Here is a 17,069-nt window from a genome sequence, read left to right as displayed (position 1 = left end):
CAATAAATGAGATAGTTTTCTCTTTCAAGTAACAAGGTTTTGTTGCTATCTTCTAAAATTCTTTTATTGTCTCAATTTCGAAAAGACTTCCCCAATCTTGCCTTCAATGACCAATGTAGCTTGGCTGTCTTGTGGAATACTGGTTTTATTGATAAGGACCAGATTTGTTCCAGAAAAATAGTTTACTAGGCTAGCTGCAGGATAAACAACCAAGGAAGTCCCACCAATAATCAGCAAGTCTGCTTGCCGAATAGCTTGTGCAGCTTGACTAAAGACATCCATGTCAAGTGATTCTTCATACAAGGTCACGTCAGGCTTGACCACCTTGCCACAGTCTAAGCAATGGGGAACAGGTCCCTCGAGGGCCAGAAAAGCAGTTAAGTCATAGAAACGTTGACAACCTAGGCAGTAATTCCGGTCCGCACTCCCATGCAATTTAAAGATCTTTTGGGAGCCAGCCATTTCATGAAGACTATCGATATTTTGTGTCACAACAGCCTTTAGCTTACCTGTCTTTTCCAAAGCAGCTAGATAAGTGTGAGCAGCATTAGGCTTGGCTTCTGGATAAATCAGGTATTTTTTATAGAAGTCAAAAAAATCTTCTGGATAGCGCTCAAACATGGTGCGAGAAACGAGTTGCTCTGCCGTAAAATGACGGCCTAACTGATGACTATAAAGACCATCTGAACTACGAAAATCTGGGATATTAGACTCGGTTGACACTCCTGCCCCTCCAAAGAAAACAATCCGTTGGCTTTGATCTATCAAGTCTTGTAATAGTTCTATTTTATCCATCACATCTCTCCTTAAGCTGAGTTCTAAAAAAGTTGAAAATCAATAGTTGGATTTTCAACTCTTTCTTTATCATTGCTAAGATATTGAAAATAAATCACTTACAACAGTTCTTGTAACTAATGTAATTGAAAATCTATTCTCTGATTACTCTGCAATCAAGGTTTCCAAACCAACCTTCATCATATCAGTGAAGGTATTTTGGCGTTCTTCTGCAGTAGTGTCTTCATCTGGATTGACCAAACTATCGGAGATGGTCATGATAGCAAGTGCATCAACGTGGTGTTGGGCAGCCAAGTAGTAAAGAGCTGCCGCTTCCATTTCCACAGCTTTGACTCCCCATTTACCAAGCTCGATGTTCTTTTCAAAGTAGTTTGAGTAAAAGACATCAGATGACAAGACGTTTCCAACGTGGGTGGTCATACCAAGTTCTTTGGCGATATGGTAGGCCTTGTCAAGCAAATCAAAGCTAGCGATTTGTGGGAAATCATACTGTGGCCAGTCATTGCGAATGATGTTTGAGTTGGTTGCAGCTGCTTGCGCTAAAACCAATTCACGGACATGGACATCCTCGTTTAACGAACCAGCAGTTCCCACGCGGATCAATTTTTTCACACCATAGTCCACAATCAACTCACGTGCATAAATCGAAATAGACGGCATTCCCATCCCAGTTCCCATGACAGATACACGGTGGCCTTTATAAGTACCAGTGTAACCAAACATGTTACGCACTTCGTTAAAACAAACAGCATCTTCAAGGAAGTTCTCCGCAATAAATTTCGCACGAAGAGGATCCCCAGGAAGAAGAATTTTATCAGCAATTTCACCCTGCTTAGCAGCAATATGGATAGACATAATTAAGATATAAAGGGCGACAGAGAACAAAGTAAAAATAGGAAACTGACGAAGCATCGCAGATGCTAGACAGTTTATCTTTTTTACACAGTTCTCCGCCCGTATTCAGTTCAGCAAATACGGTTTACCCATCCTTTCTTTTATTGTTATGAAAAGTTTTCCGCTCGTGTTCAAATCAGAACACACGCTCTACCTTTCTTTTTTTTTATTTTTATATTTCATAGCTAGGAAAAATCGTATTCAATCATGACTCCGATAAGCCTACTACATTTTTATTTAAAACAGTTATTGATAAACTGACAATACTTTTTAATCTTTTAAGATAAATCCTTGATTAGAAGAAACGGGCATTTCCTACCTAATTACTTTATTCTTTGACATCTTACACAGTATGCTAGCCCAAGGAAAACGGTCTAACACTTTTGCAAAACCATAAGCTAGGAAAGCAGATACTAAGAGATACGGAAGAGAATCTATACCTAGCCCAGTGAAACCTATAACTAATCCGGTTGCAGAAATGGGTGCCCTCAAGGTCACAGATAAAAAGCAAACCGATCCCAAAAGCAAAATGCTTGGCTGGCTGTCCAAACCTAGAATCATGCCCAAGAGAGCAGCTCCAGCCATCCCCAAGGCAAAAGATGGCGTAAGAGTACCACCATAGGCCCCTGCCCAAAGGAAAATAAGAACGACCACTGCTTTTAGGAAAAACATGAGAAGCACTGTTTGACCACTGCTACCATTTAAAATTTCCTGAGCCATCATGCGTCCATTGCCAAGTAGATGCGGAAAGTAACTTGCCAGACCAACAAGAAAAAGAAAAGCTGAGGGCAATGTGAGAAGTATTCGTTGATCTTTTATCCTGTTTGAAGACACTTCTTTACTTGAACGACCAAAAAGCCAAGCTAGGGGGGTTAAGAAAAGAACTAATAAAGGGACAAACCACACTTCCTTTAATGACCATGCAATAGCTGGAATCTGGTAGAGAGCATGATCTGAAATAACCAATCCTGCTGTATAGGTTGACACATAGGTAGTCAAACCGACTAAGACAAATCGCTTGATAGATAGAGTAATTCCTAGAGTCTCAAAAACGAAGAAAACACTTGTTAATGGAACCTGATAGACAGCCGCTAAACCAGCACCAGCACCACAAGCAAGGAGAAAGATGCGATCCTTCATAGACAGTATACATATTTTTCCAATTGGCCCGGCAAATAGAGTTCCAATCTCTCGTGGCGCAGCTTCTTTGCCAATAGGTGCTCCCCCTCCAACTGCAATAATCTGCCAAATTGAATGAAATAGCTGTCTTAAAAAATGAAGCTTGTATTGTGAAGTCTCATCCTTCATCTGAGCTTTGATGGAATAAATCTTCGACCCTTTTTGCAAGAAGTACCAGACTAAGGACGAGCTAAGACCCACGATTATTAAACTTAGTCCTATCCGTGAGGAGGAAACTCCATCTGTCAAAAATCCACTATGATGCTCTGACTGACCAAAAGCTAGCCCCTCCACCATCTCTAAAAGATAATGGAGAAATATACCAGATAAACCCGAAACTATTCCTTGCAGAATTACTGCTATGAATAATCTAAAATTATAAGGGATTTTTCGAAAAATACTCCTCAATTCTATTAACATGATTACAATTCAGCAAGAATCGCTTTAAGCAAGCCTTTGAAGTCGCCTTTAACACGTTCAGTCACTTCTACAACTTCTTCGTGGTTGAGTTCTTCTTGGAAACCAGCAGCATGGTTAGTGATACATGAAATTCCTAGAACTTTCAAGCCTGAGTGGGCTGCCACAATAACTTCAGGAACAGTGGACATACCAACTGCATCTGCTCCCAATGTCTTATAGGCACGAATCTCTGCAGGTGTTTCATAAGTCGGACCAGTTACACCGATATAGACACCTTCATCAAGCTTGATACCGAGTTTTTTAGCCACTTCATGGGCAGTAGCACGATATTCTGGAGTGTAGGCTTTAGACATATCTGGGAAACGTGGACCAAAATCATCTAAGTTTTCACCCATCAATGGGTTTTGCCCCGTCATATTGATATGGTCTGAGATAGCCATCAAGGTACCAGGACCAAATCCAATACCTCCAGCTGCATTGGTTACAATGACACCTTCACATCCGAGAACTTTCATCACACGTACTGGGAAAGTCACCACTTCCAGAGGATTTCCCTCGTAGAAATGGAAACGACCTTGAAGAGCCAAGACCTTGCGACCTGCAAGGTCACCATATACCAATTTACCAGCATGACCAACTACTGTAGAGCGGCCCCAGTTTGGAATCTCAGCATAGTCTACTACAACAGGATTTTCGATTTCTTCTGCAAGTTCTCCAAGACCCGATCCAAGGATTAAACCAAACTCAGGTGCTTGGATTCCCTTGTCTTTCAGGAAAGCAGCTGTTTCCTTGATCTTATCTAAAAATGTCATTGTGTGTCTCCTTTATTATTTTTTAGCATTTGACCGATTTTGTCAAAGGTTTTGGCATTGCGAATGGTGATGTTGCGATAAAAAGGCATCTTGAGCAAGTACTTGTGATAGGCAGTTGCATAGTAGGATTCTTCAGAGAATTTCCCCCAGAAAATCCCAAGTCTTCCAAAATGAACCACTTCATCTTTCAGTTCTAAACTTTCAACTTTCTCAATGACTTGACCCACATCCAAGCCCTCCGTGTAAAAGAGGACATCCTTTCGTGCCAAATCTTTGGTCCACCATTCTGGCAGATTTTCAAGTTCCGCCTCAAAGTCCTCTAGACTCAGCAAAGAAAAGCTCTGAATAAATGGATAATGGACTTCAAAGAAAGCCTCTAACTTTTCAACCAATCGGGCTTTGGGATCTGTCGAAGTAAAGAAAATATTGCCACTGTTGATGTAGGTTTCAACCTTCTCCAAACACAACTCTGTCAATTCTTGACGAAGATCCGCCATGACAACTTTATTTTTCCCACCGACATTAATCCCCCGAACAAGTAAAGCATATCGCGTAATATTATACCAATTCATCTAAGAAACTTTCCCCAATCATGGCTGTTTCAACACCAAAGTTATCCGCAACAGTCGCTGAGATATCTGCAAAATGTCCAACTGGAATGACACCATTTCCTTTAAAGGATGGACTGTAAGCTAAAAGTGGAATATATTCACGAGTGTGGTCTGTTCCTGCATAGGTTGGGTCATTTCCATGGTCCGCTGTAATCAAGAGAAGGTCATTCTCTCTCATGGCTGCGATAATTTCAGGCAAGCGTTCATCAAACTCATGCAAGCAATCACGGTAACCATGAGCATTACGACGGTGGCCATAAAGGGCATCAAAGTCAACTAAGTTTGTGAAGGAGAATCCTTTTTCAAACTCAGCAAGTCCCATAGTCTTCAAAAGTGTATCAATTCCATGACTATTTGACTTGTTATGACCCATGTCATGGTTGATACCAGCACCGTTAAAGATATCATTTATTTTTCCAACAGCATAAGTATCAATACCTGCTTCGTTCAATTTATCCAAAATAGTTGGTGCAAATGGCGAAACTGCCAAGTCACGACGATTAGCTGTACGAGTGAAGTTACCAGGCTCACCTACATAAGGACGGGCAATGATACGACCTAGAAGTGCTGGGCGCTCAAGAGTAATCGAACGAGCATATTCACAGATACGGTATAGTTCATCCAGAGGAATGATGTCTTCGTGGGCAGCGATTTGCAAGACAGGGTCAGCTGAAGTATAGATAATCAACTCGCCAGTTTCCATTTGGCGTGGTCCAAAGTCATCAATAACAGCTGTTCCTGAGTACGGTTTGTTGGCTTCACGAATGACCTTGCGTCCTGAAAATTCTTCGATTTTTGTCAAGATTTCTTCCGGGAATCCATTCCAGAAAGTATCGAAAGGCTCCGTAATGTTAAGTCCCATGATTTCCCAGTGTCCAGTCATAGTATCCTTACCAAGAGATACTTCTTCCAATTTCGTTGCATAACCTGTTGGATTACTTTCAGCTGGTACAGTCTTCAAAGGCGTTTCACGAGGAATATTTCCTAGACCGATTTTAGCCATGTTTGAAACATTCAAACCAACTGTTTTGGAAATGTGTCCCAGTGTATCAGAAGCTCCATCTGGAACCCCTGCATTGACAAAGTTATTAGCATCTGGTGCAGCACCAATTCCGACAGAATCCAGTACCACCAAGTGAATTCGATTAAATTTTGACATAATCTGTCTCCTTATTATTTTAGTTATCTTGCTTTTGTTGAAGTTAAAATCTGAACCCCATCCCGTCCCGCTACGATGACCTTATCCACCATTTGGTTAAACAAGCCATGCTCCACGACACCAACGACATGGTCTAATTCTTGTCCGAAAGCAATTGGGTCTTCGATGACTTCCAAGGCTAGATCAATGATAAAGTTCTGCATATCTGTCACAAAACGTTGGCCGTCTTTTTCACGGAAACTTGGTTTGTAGCCAGCTCGCTCAAACCGACGAAAGACCTGTTCTGATCCATACTGAACCACTTCTACTGGCAATTTAAAAGCACCTAGTTTCTCTACTAGTTTGCTTTCATCAACCACCCAAATGTATTCTTTTGAGGGCGTTGCCACAACCTTCTCCATCAGAAGGGCACCACCACCACCTTTGATCCCATTAAACTGGCTATCCACTTCATCTGCTCCATCGACTGTCACATCGACAAAGTCTACTTGATCAATCGACTTGAGCGGGATTTTAAGACCTTCAGCCTGTTTACTGGTCACACTGGAAGTCGTTACAGCAGTAATCTGCAATCCTTCTTCCTTAATACGACGACCGATTTCTTCTACGAAATAATAGGCAGTAGAGCCAGTTCCCAGTCCGACAACCATACCATCCTTGACAAACTCAGCAGCCTTGATACCTGCCATCTTTTTCAGATTCTCCACTTAAGCACCTCCATTAAAGAGCTACTTTTATTATAACATGTATCCGTTTTTATTTCATGAATACACTTGAAAAACCCGAACATTTTTATTTCGGGTTTTCGTGTCCTATTTAACCATATCAGGATCGTAATCATAGAATCCTGTATCGAGGAAACGGTTTTTAGGGTGTAACTTGCGCACTTCCTCATCTAAAAAGAAGGCTTGGTCATGGCTGAAATTCCCCTCTTGAATCAAGCTACGCGCTTGGATAAAGAGTTTAGCAATCTCAACAAAGTTTTGACCTGGTGTGTAGAGCCCTTCTAGCTTCCAATGGGTAAAACCATGCTCCACCAATTCTATCAATTTGGTCATCAAATCAAGGTCATTGTTAGCAAAGATATGGGTACCATGATTATCTTCAAAGATGGAATAATGGCTCTCTGGATCACTTGGTTCTGCTAAGAAGAGATCACGTTTACGCGTCTTTTCGTCATCGATGTGCGTGAAGTTGTAGTAGTTTTGTAAGAGCGGACGCTTAGAATGGTGAATGACGCTAGCTCCGTAAACCAAGACTTCAGCAGGAATTTCCAAAATCTCGGGCATCTTGAAGAGTTCAGCAGATGGAATTTCACGTGCTAAAACAGCTTCGGATGCGCCAGCCTTTTGACCCCAGAAGTTAATCTGACGACTGCTTGTCACCATGGTTGAAGCATCGTAGATGGTCTTAAAGGAATAGCCATCACGGTTGACCACGTAAAAGACACCTGCATCCCCAACAGTAATATAGTCTGTCTTGATTTCTTCCAAAAAGTCTAGAAAGGGCTTGATTCGGTCCATCATATCTTGGTGCATGAGGGCATTAACCGCAACAATCAATTCCTTGCCTGCTTCATGAACCAACTTAGCAATCTCACGCAATTGGTCATGACTAAAGGTTGTTGGCAGACGAAGACCAAAATCTTTCTCACCGACATAGATACGGTCTACGCCAGCTTCGAGTAGTTGTTCAACTTGTTCAATACTTTCAGCAGTTGCTGTAATGATAATCTTTTCCATAAGAAAAATTATACCACAATTCTCAAAAATCAGCTATGAATACCAGGAATTTTATAAAAAGTCAACGTCATTTTTTAAAGTTTGCAATCAAAAAAGTGAACAGTAAGCAGCACCGTCCACTTTCTTTTTTATGCGTGTTTTTCTTCAACTAGGTGGCCATCATTCATAACATAAATACGGTCAACCTTATCAAGAAGACGAGTATCATGTGTAATCATGACAACTCCTCTACCTTGTTCATGGGCAATGGCAGCTAACATTTCCGTTACTTGGTAAGCACGCTCGGTATCCAGACTGGCTGTCGGCTCATCTGCAAGCACGATGCTTGGATTGTTATAAAGCGCTCTAGCTATCGCGGCACGTTGACGTTCGCCACCTGATAGAGCCTTGGGATAATGATCTTGTACTTTTTCCAAATCCAACAAGTCAAAGAGCTCTTTTCGGTCACTTTTACTATTTTTTCCCTTATCCAGTCTGTCAATCAAATCCAGCTGTTCCTTGACTGTTAGAAAAGGAATTAGGTTTGAAGCCTGGAGAATGAAACCAAACTCTCTAAAACGGAGGTCTGTTTTTTCCTTCTCCGTCAAACTGCCTGTTTCCTTCCCCTTTACCAAAATCTTTCCACTCGATGCTTCCTGTAGTTGTCCTAGAGTTGTTAGAAAGGTCGTCTTTCCAGAACCTGAGGGCCCAACGATAGCTACGAACTCTCCCGCATTTAGCTGAAAATGCGTCTCATGCAGGGCAACGACTTTCATCTTTCCTTCCCCGTAGGTTTTTGTCACTTGATTCATTTCAATCAATGCTGTCATACTATTCTCCTTATCATTCTGCAATTGCAGTAATCGGGTCCACCTTTAGCAAGCGTGGAAGTGAAATGACACCACCTAGAAGGGCCATCAAGGAAATTACCAAGCTTAGGACAGAGTAGGCTATCCAACTCGGGTAGAAAAAGAAGGTAGCTGGTAAGACTAAAATCACTCCTCCGATTGCCAGCAAGGCTAAAGCAATCCCCATACCAGCTAGGAGGAAGATTTGACAGAAAAGGGACCATACAATGGTTTTGGTCTGTATTCCCTGAGCCCGCATTATTCCATAAAGACCTAGTTTTTGGATAGTAATGATATAAACAAAAATACCCACAATCAAGCCTGTGATAACAATCATAGCGAGAATCATCCCTGAAAATACATTAACCTGAGGTGTGTAACCAGGAATTTTCGATATCATTCTTGGAATAGAAATCTGTTTCAGTCCATCCCCGACCACTTCTATATCATTTTTCAATACCAAGGCAGAGATAGAACGATTGGCTTTCAAGGTTCCTTGTAAGGTCCAGTAAGTTGTCAGACTCGTAAAGACAACAGGCTCAGTGAAAAATTTATTTCCTTGAGTCAGGCCTACAATCTTGTAACTTGCCTCGCTTCCATTGAGCTGAATGGCATCGCCTAGCTTAATCCCATAGTTTTCAAAAGACTGATCCACGACAACCTCATCATCTCCTTCAGGATAACGACCCTCCGTCAAACTAGGAGAGATAAAAGCGTCCCAGTCTTGAGCAAAAATGGAAACATTGACCTTTTCACTACCATCGACTAGATTGGTCACAGCGAACATATAGCCCAATGGAGCAGCCTCTTCAGAACTCTTATCCTTGTAGTCCTTTTCAGGAATAAAGGATGCTGTCAAATTATCATTTGCGTAGTCGGATAAAACGACACCCATTGCTTGCCAATTATCAATAGCGGCCCGGTTGTTCCGCACAAGCCCAAGAGCTAAACTGGTCATAAAAAAGACCATGAAAGCGATAAGAAAAATGGTAGTTAGAATCAAACTATATCGAAGTTTATTTCGTACTATTTCTTTGATAGCAAGATACATGCTTATCTCCTTTAACTTTTCCCCAGAGGTAGTTTAAAAGCCACCCAGACCAATAGACAGAATCGCTGTCCTTCCATCCATTCAAAACAACTTCTACCAAAACTCTTCAAAAGTATCCAGGTAGCAACTCAACAAATCATCTTAGGAAAAAGCCTCAGCTTGCTATCAATTTATATAAGTTATCCTTTCCTTTCTCAGTATATTTATAATAGAGAAGGTTAGGTCATCTGTTTTAAGTGTAACATCCATGCTATCACTTTCCCTAGTAGGTGTCAAGAAGAGTGACTTAGAAGATGATAAGAGACTTTAGTAGTTTTGTAACCATTCTGTAACAATTCTCTGCATAAAAAATGATAAAATAGTTAGGTACTGTTAAGGAGAGAATCATGCCCGCAAGAAAATTAGAAGCTTATGAGTTTGAACAAATTCCCGAATCGAAACAAACTCCGCTTTACCAAGATTACACACCTGAAGCCCCAGTCGGCCCTAACCTAAAAGAGATTTTATTTTTTGTAAATATCGCTTGTTTCTGTATTTTTATGGCACTTTTTAGCTTTATCTTTTTAGCCTTAAAATTAAATACAGCTTTATCTTTTATCGCTGCAATGGGAACAAGTTTCGTCCTCTTACAACTTCAACGAAAGATGATTAAACGAAAACTTTCAAAATAAAGGTTGGTACTACTACCAACCTCTTTTCTTGTTATCTAAAAAGACAGTTTCTCAAAACTGTCTTTTTTATTTATTCTTTCGTTTTGGAGGAGATTGGATAGCGATTTTAACTTCAAAAATCGTTCCTCTAGGCTTGTTATCTTTGACGCTAATCGTTCCTCGTAAAGCATCAACAATCTGCTTGGCCAAAGATAATCCAAGGCCAAAGCCACCTTTCTGACGGGTTCTCGCCTTGTCTACACGGTAAAAACGGTCAAAGATTTTCTTCTTGTCAGCAGCTGAGATTCCAATCCCATTATCCGCTACTGTTAGATAGAGGTGGCGATCTGTAGCATAAACCACAAACTCAATTTTTCCATCTTCTTCGGTATACTTGATGGCATTATCAAACAAGATGGTCATGAGTTGTTTTAAGAGCAACTGATCGGTCATGAAGGGACGATAAATCCGATTTTCATAGTCAAAAACTCGATCATTTTCAGAAGCAATTAACTCATAGTTTGTAAAGGTGGTTTTAAAGAATTGTGGAGAAACTTCTGCTATTTCTGGCTTAAGTCCATCATCTCGACGTGCTAAATTGAGAAGGTTGGTTGTAAGGAAGCGCATGTTGCGAACTTCTTCGAGGCTAGAAGCAATACTTTCGCTGGATTCCATGATCGTCGCTTCTGGTTTTCGAAAGAGATTTTCTAAACGATTTTGTAAAACAGCCAAAGGCGTTCTCAGTTCGTGGCTCGCATTTTCAACAAAGGACTTCTGCTTTTGCATACTTTCCAGCAAGGGTTTGACACTGACACGGGCAAGGTAAACACTAGCAATTAAAGACAGAAGCCAGAAACTGGCCATGACCACTACGATTAAATGCTCATGGTTTTGGCTGATTTGCTCAAGCTGACTGGTATTGATTAAAACCGCCGCATATTTGACGTTGCTTGAAACAGTGGACGAATTTGTTTCCATCAAGATCATCCGGTAGGTTTCTTCCTGACCGTAGCTATTGACAACTTGGATTTGCCGAATATGATTCAACTCTTTCTTGTCCAGCTTGATCTTGTCCAAGCCTAAAAAGCGATTGCCCAATAAGAGCTGGTTAAAATCCTTGTCAAAGAGCAAGACTTCCGTATTGGAGCTGACATTGGGCTTGATTTCAGCCTTGCTTGCATCCGCTGTTGCTGGTTGAATATCCTTGACCTCTTCGGTTGCCCGATTAAGGGCTAACTGGATAACCGCTTGGGGACTACTACTAAGGGCTTGTAGTTTTTCATCTACAGAAGTGTAGAGACTCGAGTGCATGACCTGAAGGATAATCAAGGTCATAGCAGAGAAGATCAGGGTGAACACTCCAAAGTTTCGAATGAAATAGCTAAAATCATCCGCATACCATGTTTTTTTTAGTTTATTGAACATCTTTTAAAATATACCCGACACTACGCAAGGTTTGAAGATTTTCAGCAAAGGCTGTTCCCTTCAATTTCTTACGAACTTTTGAGACATAGACTTCTACAACGGAAATAGTCGTATCGCTATCAAATCCCCATAGACGATCAAAAATTTGTGTCTTGGGAAGAATGACATTTTGATTTTGAAGGAAGTAAACCAATAACTCAAACTCTTTTCCGAGCAGTTCCACAGGAGTGTCTTCCACCTTAACTTCATTCGTTGAAAGGTTGACGACAATATCTCCATAGGTCAAGGTGTTTTCGTTAAACTTACCTGAACGTTTGAGAAGAGCTTGAATCCGCATTTTGAGTTCTTCTAGGTAGAAAGGTTTGGTGAGGTAGTCATCCGCTCCCAACTCAAAACCATGTCCCTTGTCATCCAAACTTTCCTTAGCAGTCATGATCAGGACTGGTGTCGTAATTCCTTTTTCGCGCAACTCTTTCAAGACTTGGAATCCATTTTTTTCAGGCAACATCAGGTCAAGCAAAATCAAGTCATAGACGCCACTTTCAGCTTCGTAGAGACCTTCTTCTCCATCAAAGACCTGCATGACATCTGCAAAATCATCTAAAAAGTCAAATACTGAGTTTGACAGACCTAGGTCATCTTCTACTAATAAGATTTTTATCATCAGAAACTCCTCCTTGTTATAATTATTATACCAAAATTGCCTTAAAAAAAACTCAACTCTCTCTTGTTTTCAGATAGAAAGTTGAGTTTTTATTTACATTTCGAACGAATTAAGCTTTAGCATATTGTGCTACAACAGCTTCTACTGCTGCTTTCTCACGCTTAATCAAGTCAACACGCGCTGCGATATCCTTGATCCCCATGCGAATGTTACGGCTAAGAGCAAGGTCAGAGAGCTGTGGCTCAAAGAATTCCTTGTACTCTGCCAAGCGTTGCTCTGTCTTAAATACATGGGCAGGTAGGATAACAAAGCTATCAAAGCTCATATCTCCTCCAAGAGCTGCCTTGATCCAATCCCAGTTTTCACGCGCCCAGACCCAAACAGTTTCTTGAGTTGTTTGATGATCTAGGAACTGGTAATACCAAGCAGACAAGTCTTGTGGTTTCACAACAAACTTATCCTTCCATGAACGAATCAAGGTTTGGATATTGTCAGCATCTGTACTGTATGCTAGAGCTCCTGCCAACTGGCGTTTGAAAACAGCATCTGTCGCATGAGTGTAGAGGTCCAGATAAGTTGCGACCAAGTCCTTGGTCTCATGGTGTTTCATTTCATTGATGAGAACTTGTGCACGGATGGCTGCTGGAAGTCCTGCAAGATTTTCCTTGTGAGCTGCAAAGATTTGGCTAGCGACTTGACTAGCTCCTGCATCATTGGAGCGAACCATCATGGAAATAGTTAACTGACGAACCAATTCATCCTCATCTGATTCACCATCTTTGGCTTTAAAACCAAGACGATCATAGTTGTGACGAGCCAATTTAGCAACCAGACAGTTAAAGGCTTTCTCAGTTTCTGTTCCTTCATCGATAAAGCGCTCAAGGGCAGAAATAACTTGAGAAACAGCTGAAACGACAAGGTAAGACTCTTCCTTAGCAAGTTTATCAAGGACTGGGAGCAAGTCAGCATAAGAAATGTGCCCTGCTTCAGCCAACAAACGACGTTCTTGAACGATTTGCAGTTTGCTTGTGTTATCAAGTGTCTCTAGCTCAGCAAGAACAGCTTCTAACAAGTCTCCTTGATAGTCGGTAATGTAGTGGGCTGTATTTTCAGTGTTGAGACGAAGGGCTCCTTTATTTTCAGCAAGAAGAGCTGCGTAGCCAGGGATTTCAATACTTTCAGTTTCGAGTGTATCTGGCAAACCTTTCCAGTTGCTGTTCAGTGGCACCACCCAGAGACGGTTCTTGTCTTCGTGCTCACCGATAAAGAATTGTTTTTGTGAAATCTTCAAGACATCATTTTCAACTTTGACAGTGAGAACTGGATAACCAGGCTGTTCCAACCAAGAGTCCATGAAGGCTGCAACATCACGTCCTGACGCTTGTCCGAGAGCATTCCATAGATCACGACCAATGGTATTTCCATATTGGTGCTTTTCAAAGTAAGCATGCAAACCTTTAGCAAAATCAGCATCACCTAGCCAACGACGAAGCATGTGCATGAGACGGCTTCCTTTGGCATAGACGATAGCTCCGTCAAAGAGGGTATTGATTTCATCTGGGTGTTTGACTTCGACGTGGACAGACTGAACGCCATCAGTCGCATCACGTTTAAGTGCTCCCGGCACACCACCTGTTTGGAAGTCTTCAAAGATATTCCAACTTGGCTCGATGGCATCGACACAGACGTATTCCATCATGTTAGCGAAGCTTTCATTGAGCCAGAGGTCATCCCACCATTTCATAGTAACGAGGTTACCAAACCATTGATGGGCAAGCTCGTGTGCGATGACAAGGGCTACCTGTTGACGGCTGGCAAAGGTCGAGTTCTCATCCACAACCAAGTAAACTTCACGGTAGGTTACCAGACCCCAGTTTTCCATGGCACCAGCTGAGAAGTCAGGAAGGGCGATGTGGAGTGATTGAGGAATTGGATATTTAACTCCGTAGTAATCTTCGTAGAACTCAATCGAGCGAACGGCGATGTCCAATGAGAAATCAAGGTTAGAAAGTGGATGTGCTTTGGTTGAGTATACTCCTACGAGGGTACCATTTTTAGTTTTAGCGGTCACCCCTTGCAAGTCACCAGCAACAAAAGCCAACAAGTAGGAAGACATACGAGGTGTTGTCGCAAACTTCCAGATACCTGTTTCCTTGCGGTTTTCAACATCAATTTCAGGCATGTTTGACAAGGCCAACTCACCTTCTGCCTGATCAAAACGAAGAGCGAGATCAAAGGTTGCTTTGGCTTCTGGCTCATCTACACACGGAAAGGCTTCACGCGCAAAATGGCTCTCAAACTGAGTAGACAAGACTTCCTTCTTGACACCATCTACTGTGTAGTAAGAAGGGTAAATCCCTGTCATGTTGTCTGTGATTTTTCCTGAAAAAGCAATGACTAATTCAACTTGACCAGCCTCAGCTAATTCGATATGAAGTGCTTCATTGTCATGATCAACTGTAAATGGACGAGCCCGACCCGCGACTTCTACAGAAGTGATTTCCAAGTCTTTTTGGTGAAGGGAAATACGGTCACTCTGTGCTTGACCAGTAATGGTCACCTTACCAGAAAACGTTTTGGTCTCACGACTCAAGTCTAAAAATAAATCATAGTGTTCAGGAACAAATTGCGTAATAAAATGTTCAACTGCTTGCATAGTTTTCTCCTATTCTAAGTTTAAGAGCTGCTACTCTTCTTCAAACAAACTTATTATATCATGTTTTGCTTAAGAAAAAAGGATTGGACGGTAATTTCCAAAACTTTCTTCCTTCTGCAGCCTAGAGTGGGTAGACCTTGCAAAATTCTTCTAAAACAACCTTGCTGTCAGGGGAAAAAGTCAGTCCGGCTTCCCTCATCCACTCGGTGAAAAAGTCCTCATGAACCTGACGCCAATAGGTCAAAGATTTGTCCCCCTCCCCTTCCTTGTAGGCATGGTCAGCAGAAACTTGATTGAAAGGCTGAACAGAAACCTTTGTAATTTCGACAATGCAGACAGCCTGATCTTGACTGTCTAAAATGACGTCAAAGGTACCTTCTCGCGGAAGAGGTTCGGCTTCTAGTGCATAGAGGTCATAGGCTGAGGCAGTTGCTGTCTTTTCGCCTTTTAAAACCAAATCTGCCAAGGTATCTGCTTCCACTCCAAAAGCCCAGGCATCTATCTCATCTCCGATAGAGGGGTTAATTTGCTTATACGCATTCCACATTTCTTGCGGTGTCATGGGTTGCTCCTTTGTAATTTTTTACTTACTTCTTTTATACTTTTGAGGTGGTCTGGATGGTCAATCTCTAAATCAAAAATCTCTGGAATAGAACTGTAGTGGATAAGGCATTTGATACCCATCTGATTCATTTTTTGTATGAAAGAAGCATTCAGATAGCCTGCTACAGCAAAGTCAATCTTTTTCATACTTGCTTTATCCAGCATCTGTCTTAGCATATCTAACATTATTGGACTTTCCATATCATGCCATTGACTATTTCTCACAGTCGCAAAAACAAAAGAAGTTAAATCATTCATTCCAACTATAATCTTTGAAATACCCGTTTCTATTATTCTATCCAAGTCAAAATAAGCTGACGGCAATTCAATCATCGTGGCAATTTTCCCAGTAAAACCCTGCTGACGCAATACTCTAATAGCTTGCTTTAACTGCTCAGCATCATTGACAAAAGGAAAGATAACAGACAGATTGGGATTTGTTTGATAAACTTCTGTAACGACATGTACTTCAGCCTGAAATTCATCCGGACACGCCAGCAAGCGCCTAGTTCCTCTATAACCAAACAAGGGATGATTTTCATCAAAATGCTCTTTAGTCCCCTCTAAAAAATTTGCTTCTATATTCGTTAATTCTGAAAAACGATACCAGACCTCATCGTCTGAGTACAAGGAGCAAATAGAGTTCAGATAATCTTTCACAAATTGCTGACAACTTGGTAATAGTATGTTTTGATTGAGCTCTCTCAACAAGTATTCCCCACGAATCATACCAACATGGTGAAATAGTTGTGGGTAAACTTTTTCAGCGATTTTCTCGCCACTAAGGGCTAACTGGTTTTTCATAGCCATTCACCTCGTCTTAAAAGATACAATATCAAATATCATTATATGAAACTTTCCTCTAGTTCAAAAGCTTCATAAGGTTCAACTAACTCATATCCTAAAAATTCTGCTACTTTTTTGGAAGCCTCGTTATGAGCATCCCAAAGTGGAAACATATCTCTATTTAAACTCTCTAGAATCATTGCAGCACCAAGGTTTTTAGCAAATCCATTCCCTTGTTCGTTTGGTCTAGTTGCAACTTCCACTTCAACTGCTCCACGGTAAACTAACCCTGAGGAAATCCCAGCAATCAGTTCATTATTTTTAAGAATCACAAAGCCAAATCCACCTTTTAAAACAAAATCCTGATAGGACTCAAAATCCCCCTGTAAATCTTGTGACCATTCTTCCTCAGAAAAGCAGTTATAAATATGATTATCAATAGGCACAAGATTGTAACCTTCCTCTAAATGAGTAACTAGATCATTTAGAAATTCAACTTGAAAATTTGCCTTATCTTTAAAAGAATAGCGAGTAAAAGAATTTAGCCCTACTTTCCGATGCAGAAAATCTTGCCAATTGGTATTTTCTGAAATAATAATCTTATAATCTAAACCATATTTTCTAACAAAATCTTCCCAAAACCTGGAATCCAACTCCCCTGCTAGGTATAGAAAATTCCCAACATCATAAAAGCTTGTTGTCCTATCACTATTTCGGTAGACAGTTCCGATTTGAGATTTAAGACCATAGAGAACCATATTTTTCTTCCATGTTTTAAATAGTTCCATTATCCCC

The 17,069-nt window shown here is 41.0% G+C and carries 17 protein-coding genes; 1 reads left to right on the top strand and 16 read right to left on the bottom strand.

Annotated elements, in window-relative coordinates; genetic code table 11:
• Window positions 1-63 precede the first annotated feature (63 nt).
• The 10 genes from D8801_RS01245 to D8801_RS01200 form a co-directional block, all read right to left on the bottom strand.
• Complete coding sequence (locus D8801_RS01245; RefSeq protein WP_125847263.1) at window positions 64-795, bottom strand: NAD-dependent protein deacylase; 732 nt, start codon at window positions 793-795, stop codon at window positions 64-66.
• 144 nt (window positions 796-939) lie between these two features.
• Window positions 940-1,650 (bottom strand): purine-nucleoside phosphorylase, encoded by a 711-nt coding sequence (deoD, locus tag D8801_RS01240; RefSeq protein WP_000022080.1) that lies wholly within the window; start codon window positions 1,648-1,650, stop codon window positions 940-942.
• Between the two features lie 354 nt (window positions 1,651-2,004).
• Complete coding sequence (locus D8801_RS01235; protein WP_125847261.1) at window positions 2,005-3,288, bottom strand: chloride channel protein; 1,284 nt, start codon at window positions 3,286-3,288, stop codon at window positions 2,005-2,007.
• Between the two features lie 2 nt (window positions 3,289-3,290).
• Window positions 3,291-4,100 (bottom strand): purine-nucleoside phosphorylase, encoded by an 810-nt coding sequence (locus D8801_RS01230; RefSeq protein ID WP_125847259.1) that lies wholly within the window; start codon window positions 4,098-4,100, stop codon window positions 3,291-3,293.
• A complete protein-coding gene (locus D8801_RS01225; protein WP_125847652.1) occupies window positions 4,097-4,657 on the bottom strand; it encodes a DUF1697 domain-containing protein in 561 nt (186 codons plus the stop codon). The genes D8801_RS01230 and D8801_RS01225 overlap by 4 nt, the downstream gene beginning before the upstream one ends.
• A 1-nt stretch (window position 4,658) precedes the next feature.
• The gene (locus D8801_RS01220) at window positions 4,659-5,870 is read right to left on the bottom strand and encodes a phosphopentomutase (RefSeq protein ID WP_125847257.1); all 1,212 of its coding nucleotides are present in this window, start codon (window positions 5,868-5,870) and stop codon (window positions 4,659-4,661) included.
• A 23-nt stretch (window positions 5,871-5,893) separates the two neighbouring features.
• Window positions 5,894-6,577 carry a ribose-5-phosphate isomerase RpiA gene (gene rpiA, locus D8801_RS01215; RefSeq protein ID WP_125847255.1) on the bottom strand — a complete coding sequence of 228 codons (684 nt, stop codon included), beginning with the start codon at window positions 6,575-6,577 and terminating at the stop codon, window positions 5,894-5,896.
• A 105-nt stretch (window positions 6,578-6,682) separates the two neighbouring features.
• Window positions 6,683-7,612, bottom strand: a complete 930-nt coding sequence (locus D8801_RS01210) for a peptidase U32 family protein (protein WP_125847254.1) — start codon at window positions 7,610-7,612, stop codon at window positions 6,683-6,685.
• 128 nt (window positions 7,613-7,740) lie between these two features.
• Window positions 7,741-8,421, bottom strand: a complete 681-nt coding sequence (locus D8801_RS01205) for an ABC transporter ATP-binding protein (protein WP_125847252.1) — start codon at window positions 8,419-8,421, stop codon at window positions 7,741-7,743.
• Window positions 8,422-8,434: 13 nt separating this feature from the next.
• Window positions 8,435-9,490, bottom strand: coding sequence for an ABC transporter permease (locus D8801_RS01200; protein WP_125847250.1), 1,056 nt, complete (start codon window positions 9,488-9,490; stop codon window positions 8,435-8,437).
• 386 nt (window positions 9,491-9,876) lie between these two features.
• On the opposite strand from D8801_RS01200, the gene D8801_RS01195 reads away from it, so the two are divergent.
• A complete protein-coding gene (locus D8801_RS01195; protein WP_093584984.1) occupies window positions 9,877-10,161 on the top strand; it encodes a DUF3270 domain-containing protein in 285 nt (94 codons plus the stop codon).
• 66 nt (window positions 10,162-10,227) lie between these two features.
• Here D8801_RS01195 and D8801_RS01190 read toward each other — a convergent pair whose 3' ends face one another.
• From D8801_RS01190 to D8801_RS01165, 6 genes are all read right to left on the bottom strand, one after another.
• A complete protein-coding gene (locus D8801_RS01190) occupies window positions 10,228-11,565 on the bottom strand; it encodes a sensor histidine kinase (protein WP_093584981.1) in 1,338 nt (445 codons plus the stop codon).
• Entirely contained in the window at window positions 11,555-12,229 is a 675-nt protein-coding gene (gene ciaR, locus D8801_RS01185) for a two-component system response regulator CiaR (RefSeq protein ID WP_000590630.1), read from the bottom strand. The genes D8801_RS01190 and ciaR overlap by 11 nt, the downstream gene beginning before the upstream one ends.
• Window positions 12,230-12,338: 109 nt before the next feature.
• Window positions 12,339-14,885, bottom strand: coding sequence for a M1 family metallopeptidase (locus D8801_RS01180; protein WP_125847248.1), 2,547 nt, complete (start codon window positions 14,883-14,885; stop codon window positions 12,339-12,341).
• Window positions 14,886-15,006: 121 nt separating this feature from the next.
• Window positions 15,007-15,447: an ASCH domain-containing protein gene (locus D8801_RS01175; RefSeq protein WP_125847246.1), complete on the bottom strand. Its 441-nt coding sequence runs from the start codon at window positions 15,445-15,447 to the stop codon at window positions 15,007-15,009.
• Window positions 15,444-16,292, bottom strand: a complete 849-nt coding sequence (locus tag D8801_RS01170) for a putative PEP-binding protein (protein WP_125847244.1) — start codon at window positions 16,290-16,292, stop codon at window positions 15,444-15,446. The genes D8801_RS01175 and D8801_RS01170 overlap by 4 nt, the downstream gene beginning before the upstream one ends.
• A 41-nt stretch (window positions 16,293-16,333) precedes the next feature.
• Window positions 16,334-17,062: a GNAT family N-acetyltransferase gene (locus tag D8801_RS01165; RefSeq protein WP_125847242.1), complete on the bottom strand. Its 729-nt coding sequence runs from the start codon at window positions 17,060-17,062 to the stop codon at window positions 16,334-16,336.
• Window positions 17,063-17,069: the final 7 nt, after the last annotated feature.

The organism is Streptococcus oralis (genome assembly GCF_003943415.1).
GTDB classification, from domain to species: Bacteria; Bacillota; Bacilli; order Lactobacillales; family Streptococcaceae; genus Streptococcus; species Streptococcus oralis_BJ.
The sequence above is the reverse complement of the archived record's forward strand: the minus strand, read 5'-3'. Positions and strand labels throughout refer to the sequence as shown.

Excerpts from the sequence above, each read along its gene's own strand:
- D8801_RS01245 (WP_125847263.1), bottom strand. The coding sequence starts at position 795 with ATGGATAAAATAGAACTATTACAAGACTTGATAGATCAAAGCCAACGG.
- deoD (WP_000022080.1), bottom strand. The coding sequence starts at position 1,650 with ATGTCTATCCATATTGCTGCTAAGCAGGGTGAAATTGCTGATAAAATT.
- D8801_RS01235 (WP_125847261.1), bottom strand. The coding sequence starts at position 3,288 with ATGTTAATAGAATTGAGGAGTATTTTTCGAAAAATCCCTTATAATTTT.
- D8801_RS01230 (WP_125847259.1), bottom strand. The coding sequence starts at position 4,100 with ATGACATTTTTAGATAAGATCAAGGAAACAGCTGCTTTCCTGAAAGAC.
- D8801_RS01220 (WP_125847257.1), bottom strand. The coding sequence starts at position 5,870 with ATGTCAAAATTTAATCGAATTCACTTGGTGGTACTGGATTCTGTCGGA.
- D8801_RS01210 (WP_125847254.1), bottom strand. The coding sequence starts at position 7,612 with ATGGAAAAGATTATCATTACAGCAACTGCTGAAAGTATTGAACAAGTT.
- D8801_RS01205 (WP_125847252.1), bottom strand. The coding sequence starts at position 8,421 with ATGACAGCATTGATTGAAATGAATCAAGTGACAAAAACCTACGGGGAA.
- D8801_RS01200 (WP_125847250.1), bottom strand. The coding sequence starts at position 9,490 with ATGTATCTTGCTATCAAAGAAATAGTACGAAATAAACTTCGATATAGT.
- D8801_RS01195 (WP_093584984.1), top strand. The coding sequence starts at position 9,877 with ATGCCCGCAAGAAAATTAGAAGCTTATGAGTTTGAACAAATTCCCGAA.
- D8801_RS01190 (WP_093584981.1), bottom strand. The coding sequence starts at position 11,565 with ATGTTCAATAAACTAAAAAAAACATGGTATGCGGATGATTTTAGCTAT.
- ciaR (WP_000590630.1), bottom strand. The coding sequence starts at position 12,229 with ATGATAAAAATCTTATTAGTAGAAGATGACCTAGGTCTGTCAAACTCA.
- D8801_RS01180 (WP_125847248.1), bottom strand. The coding sequence starts at position 14,885 with ATGCAAGCAGTTGAACATTTTATTACGCAATTTGTTCCTGAACACTAT.
- D8801_RS01175 (WP_125847246.1), bottom strand. The coding sequence starts at position 15,447 with ATGACACCGCAAGAAATGTGGAATGCGTATAAGCAAATTAACCCCTCT.
- D8801_RS01170 (WP_125847244.1), bottom strand. The coding sequence starts at position 16,292 with ATGAAAAACCAGTTAGCCCTTAGTGGCGAGAAAATCGCTGAAAAAGTT.
- D8801_RS01165 (WP_125847242.1), bottom strand. The coding sequence starts at position 17,062 with ATGGAACTATTTAAAACATGGAAGAAAAATATGGTTCTCTATGGTCTT.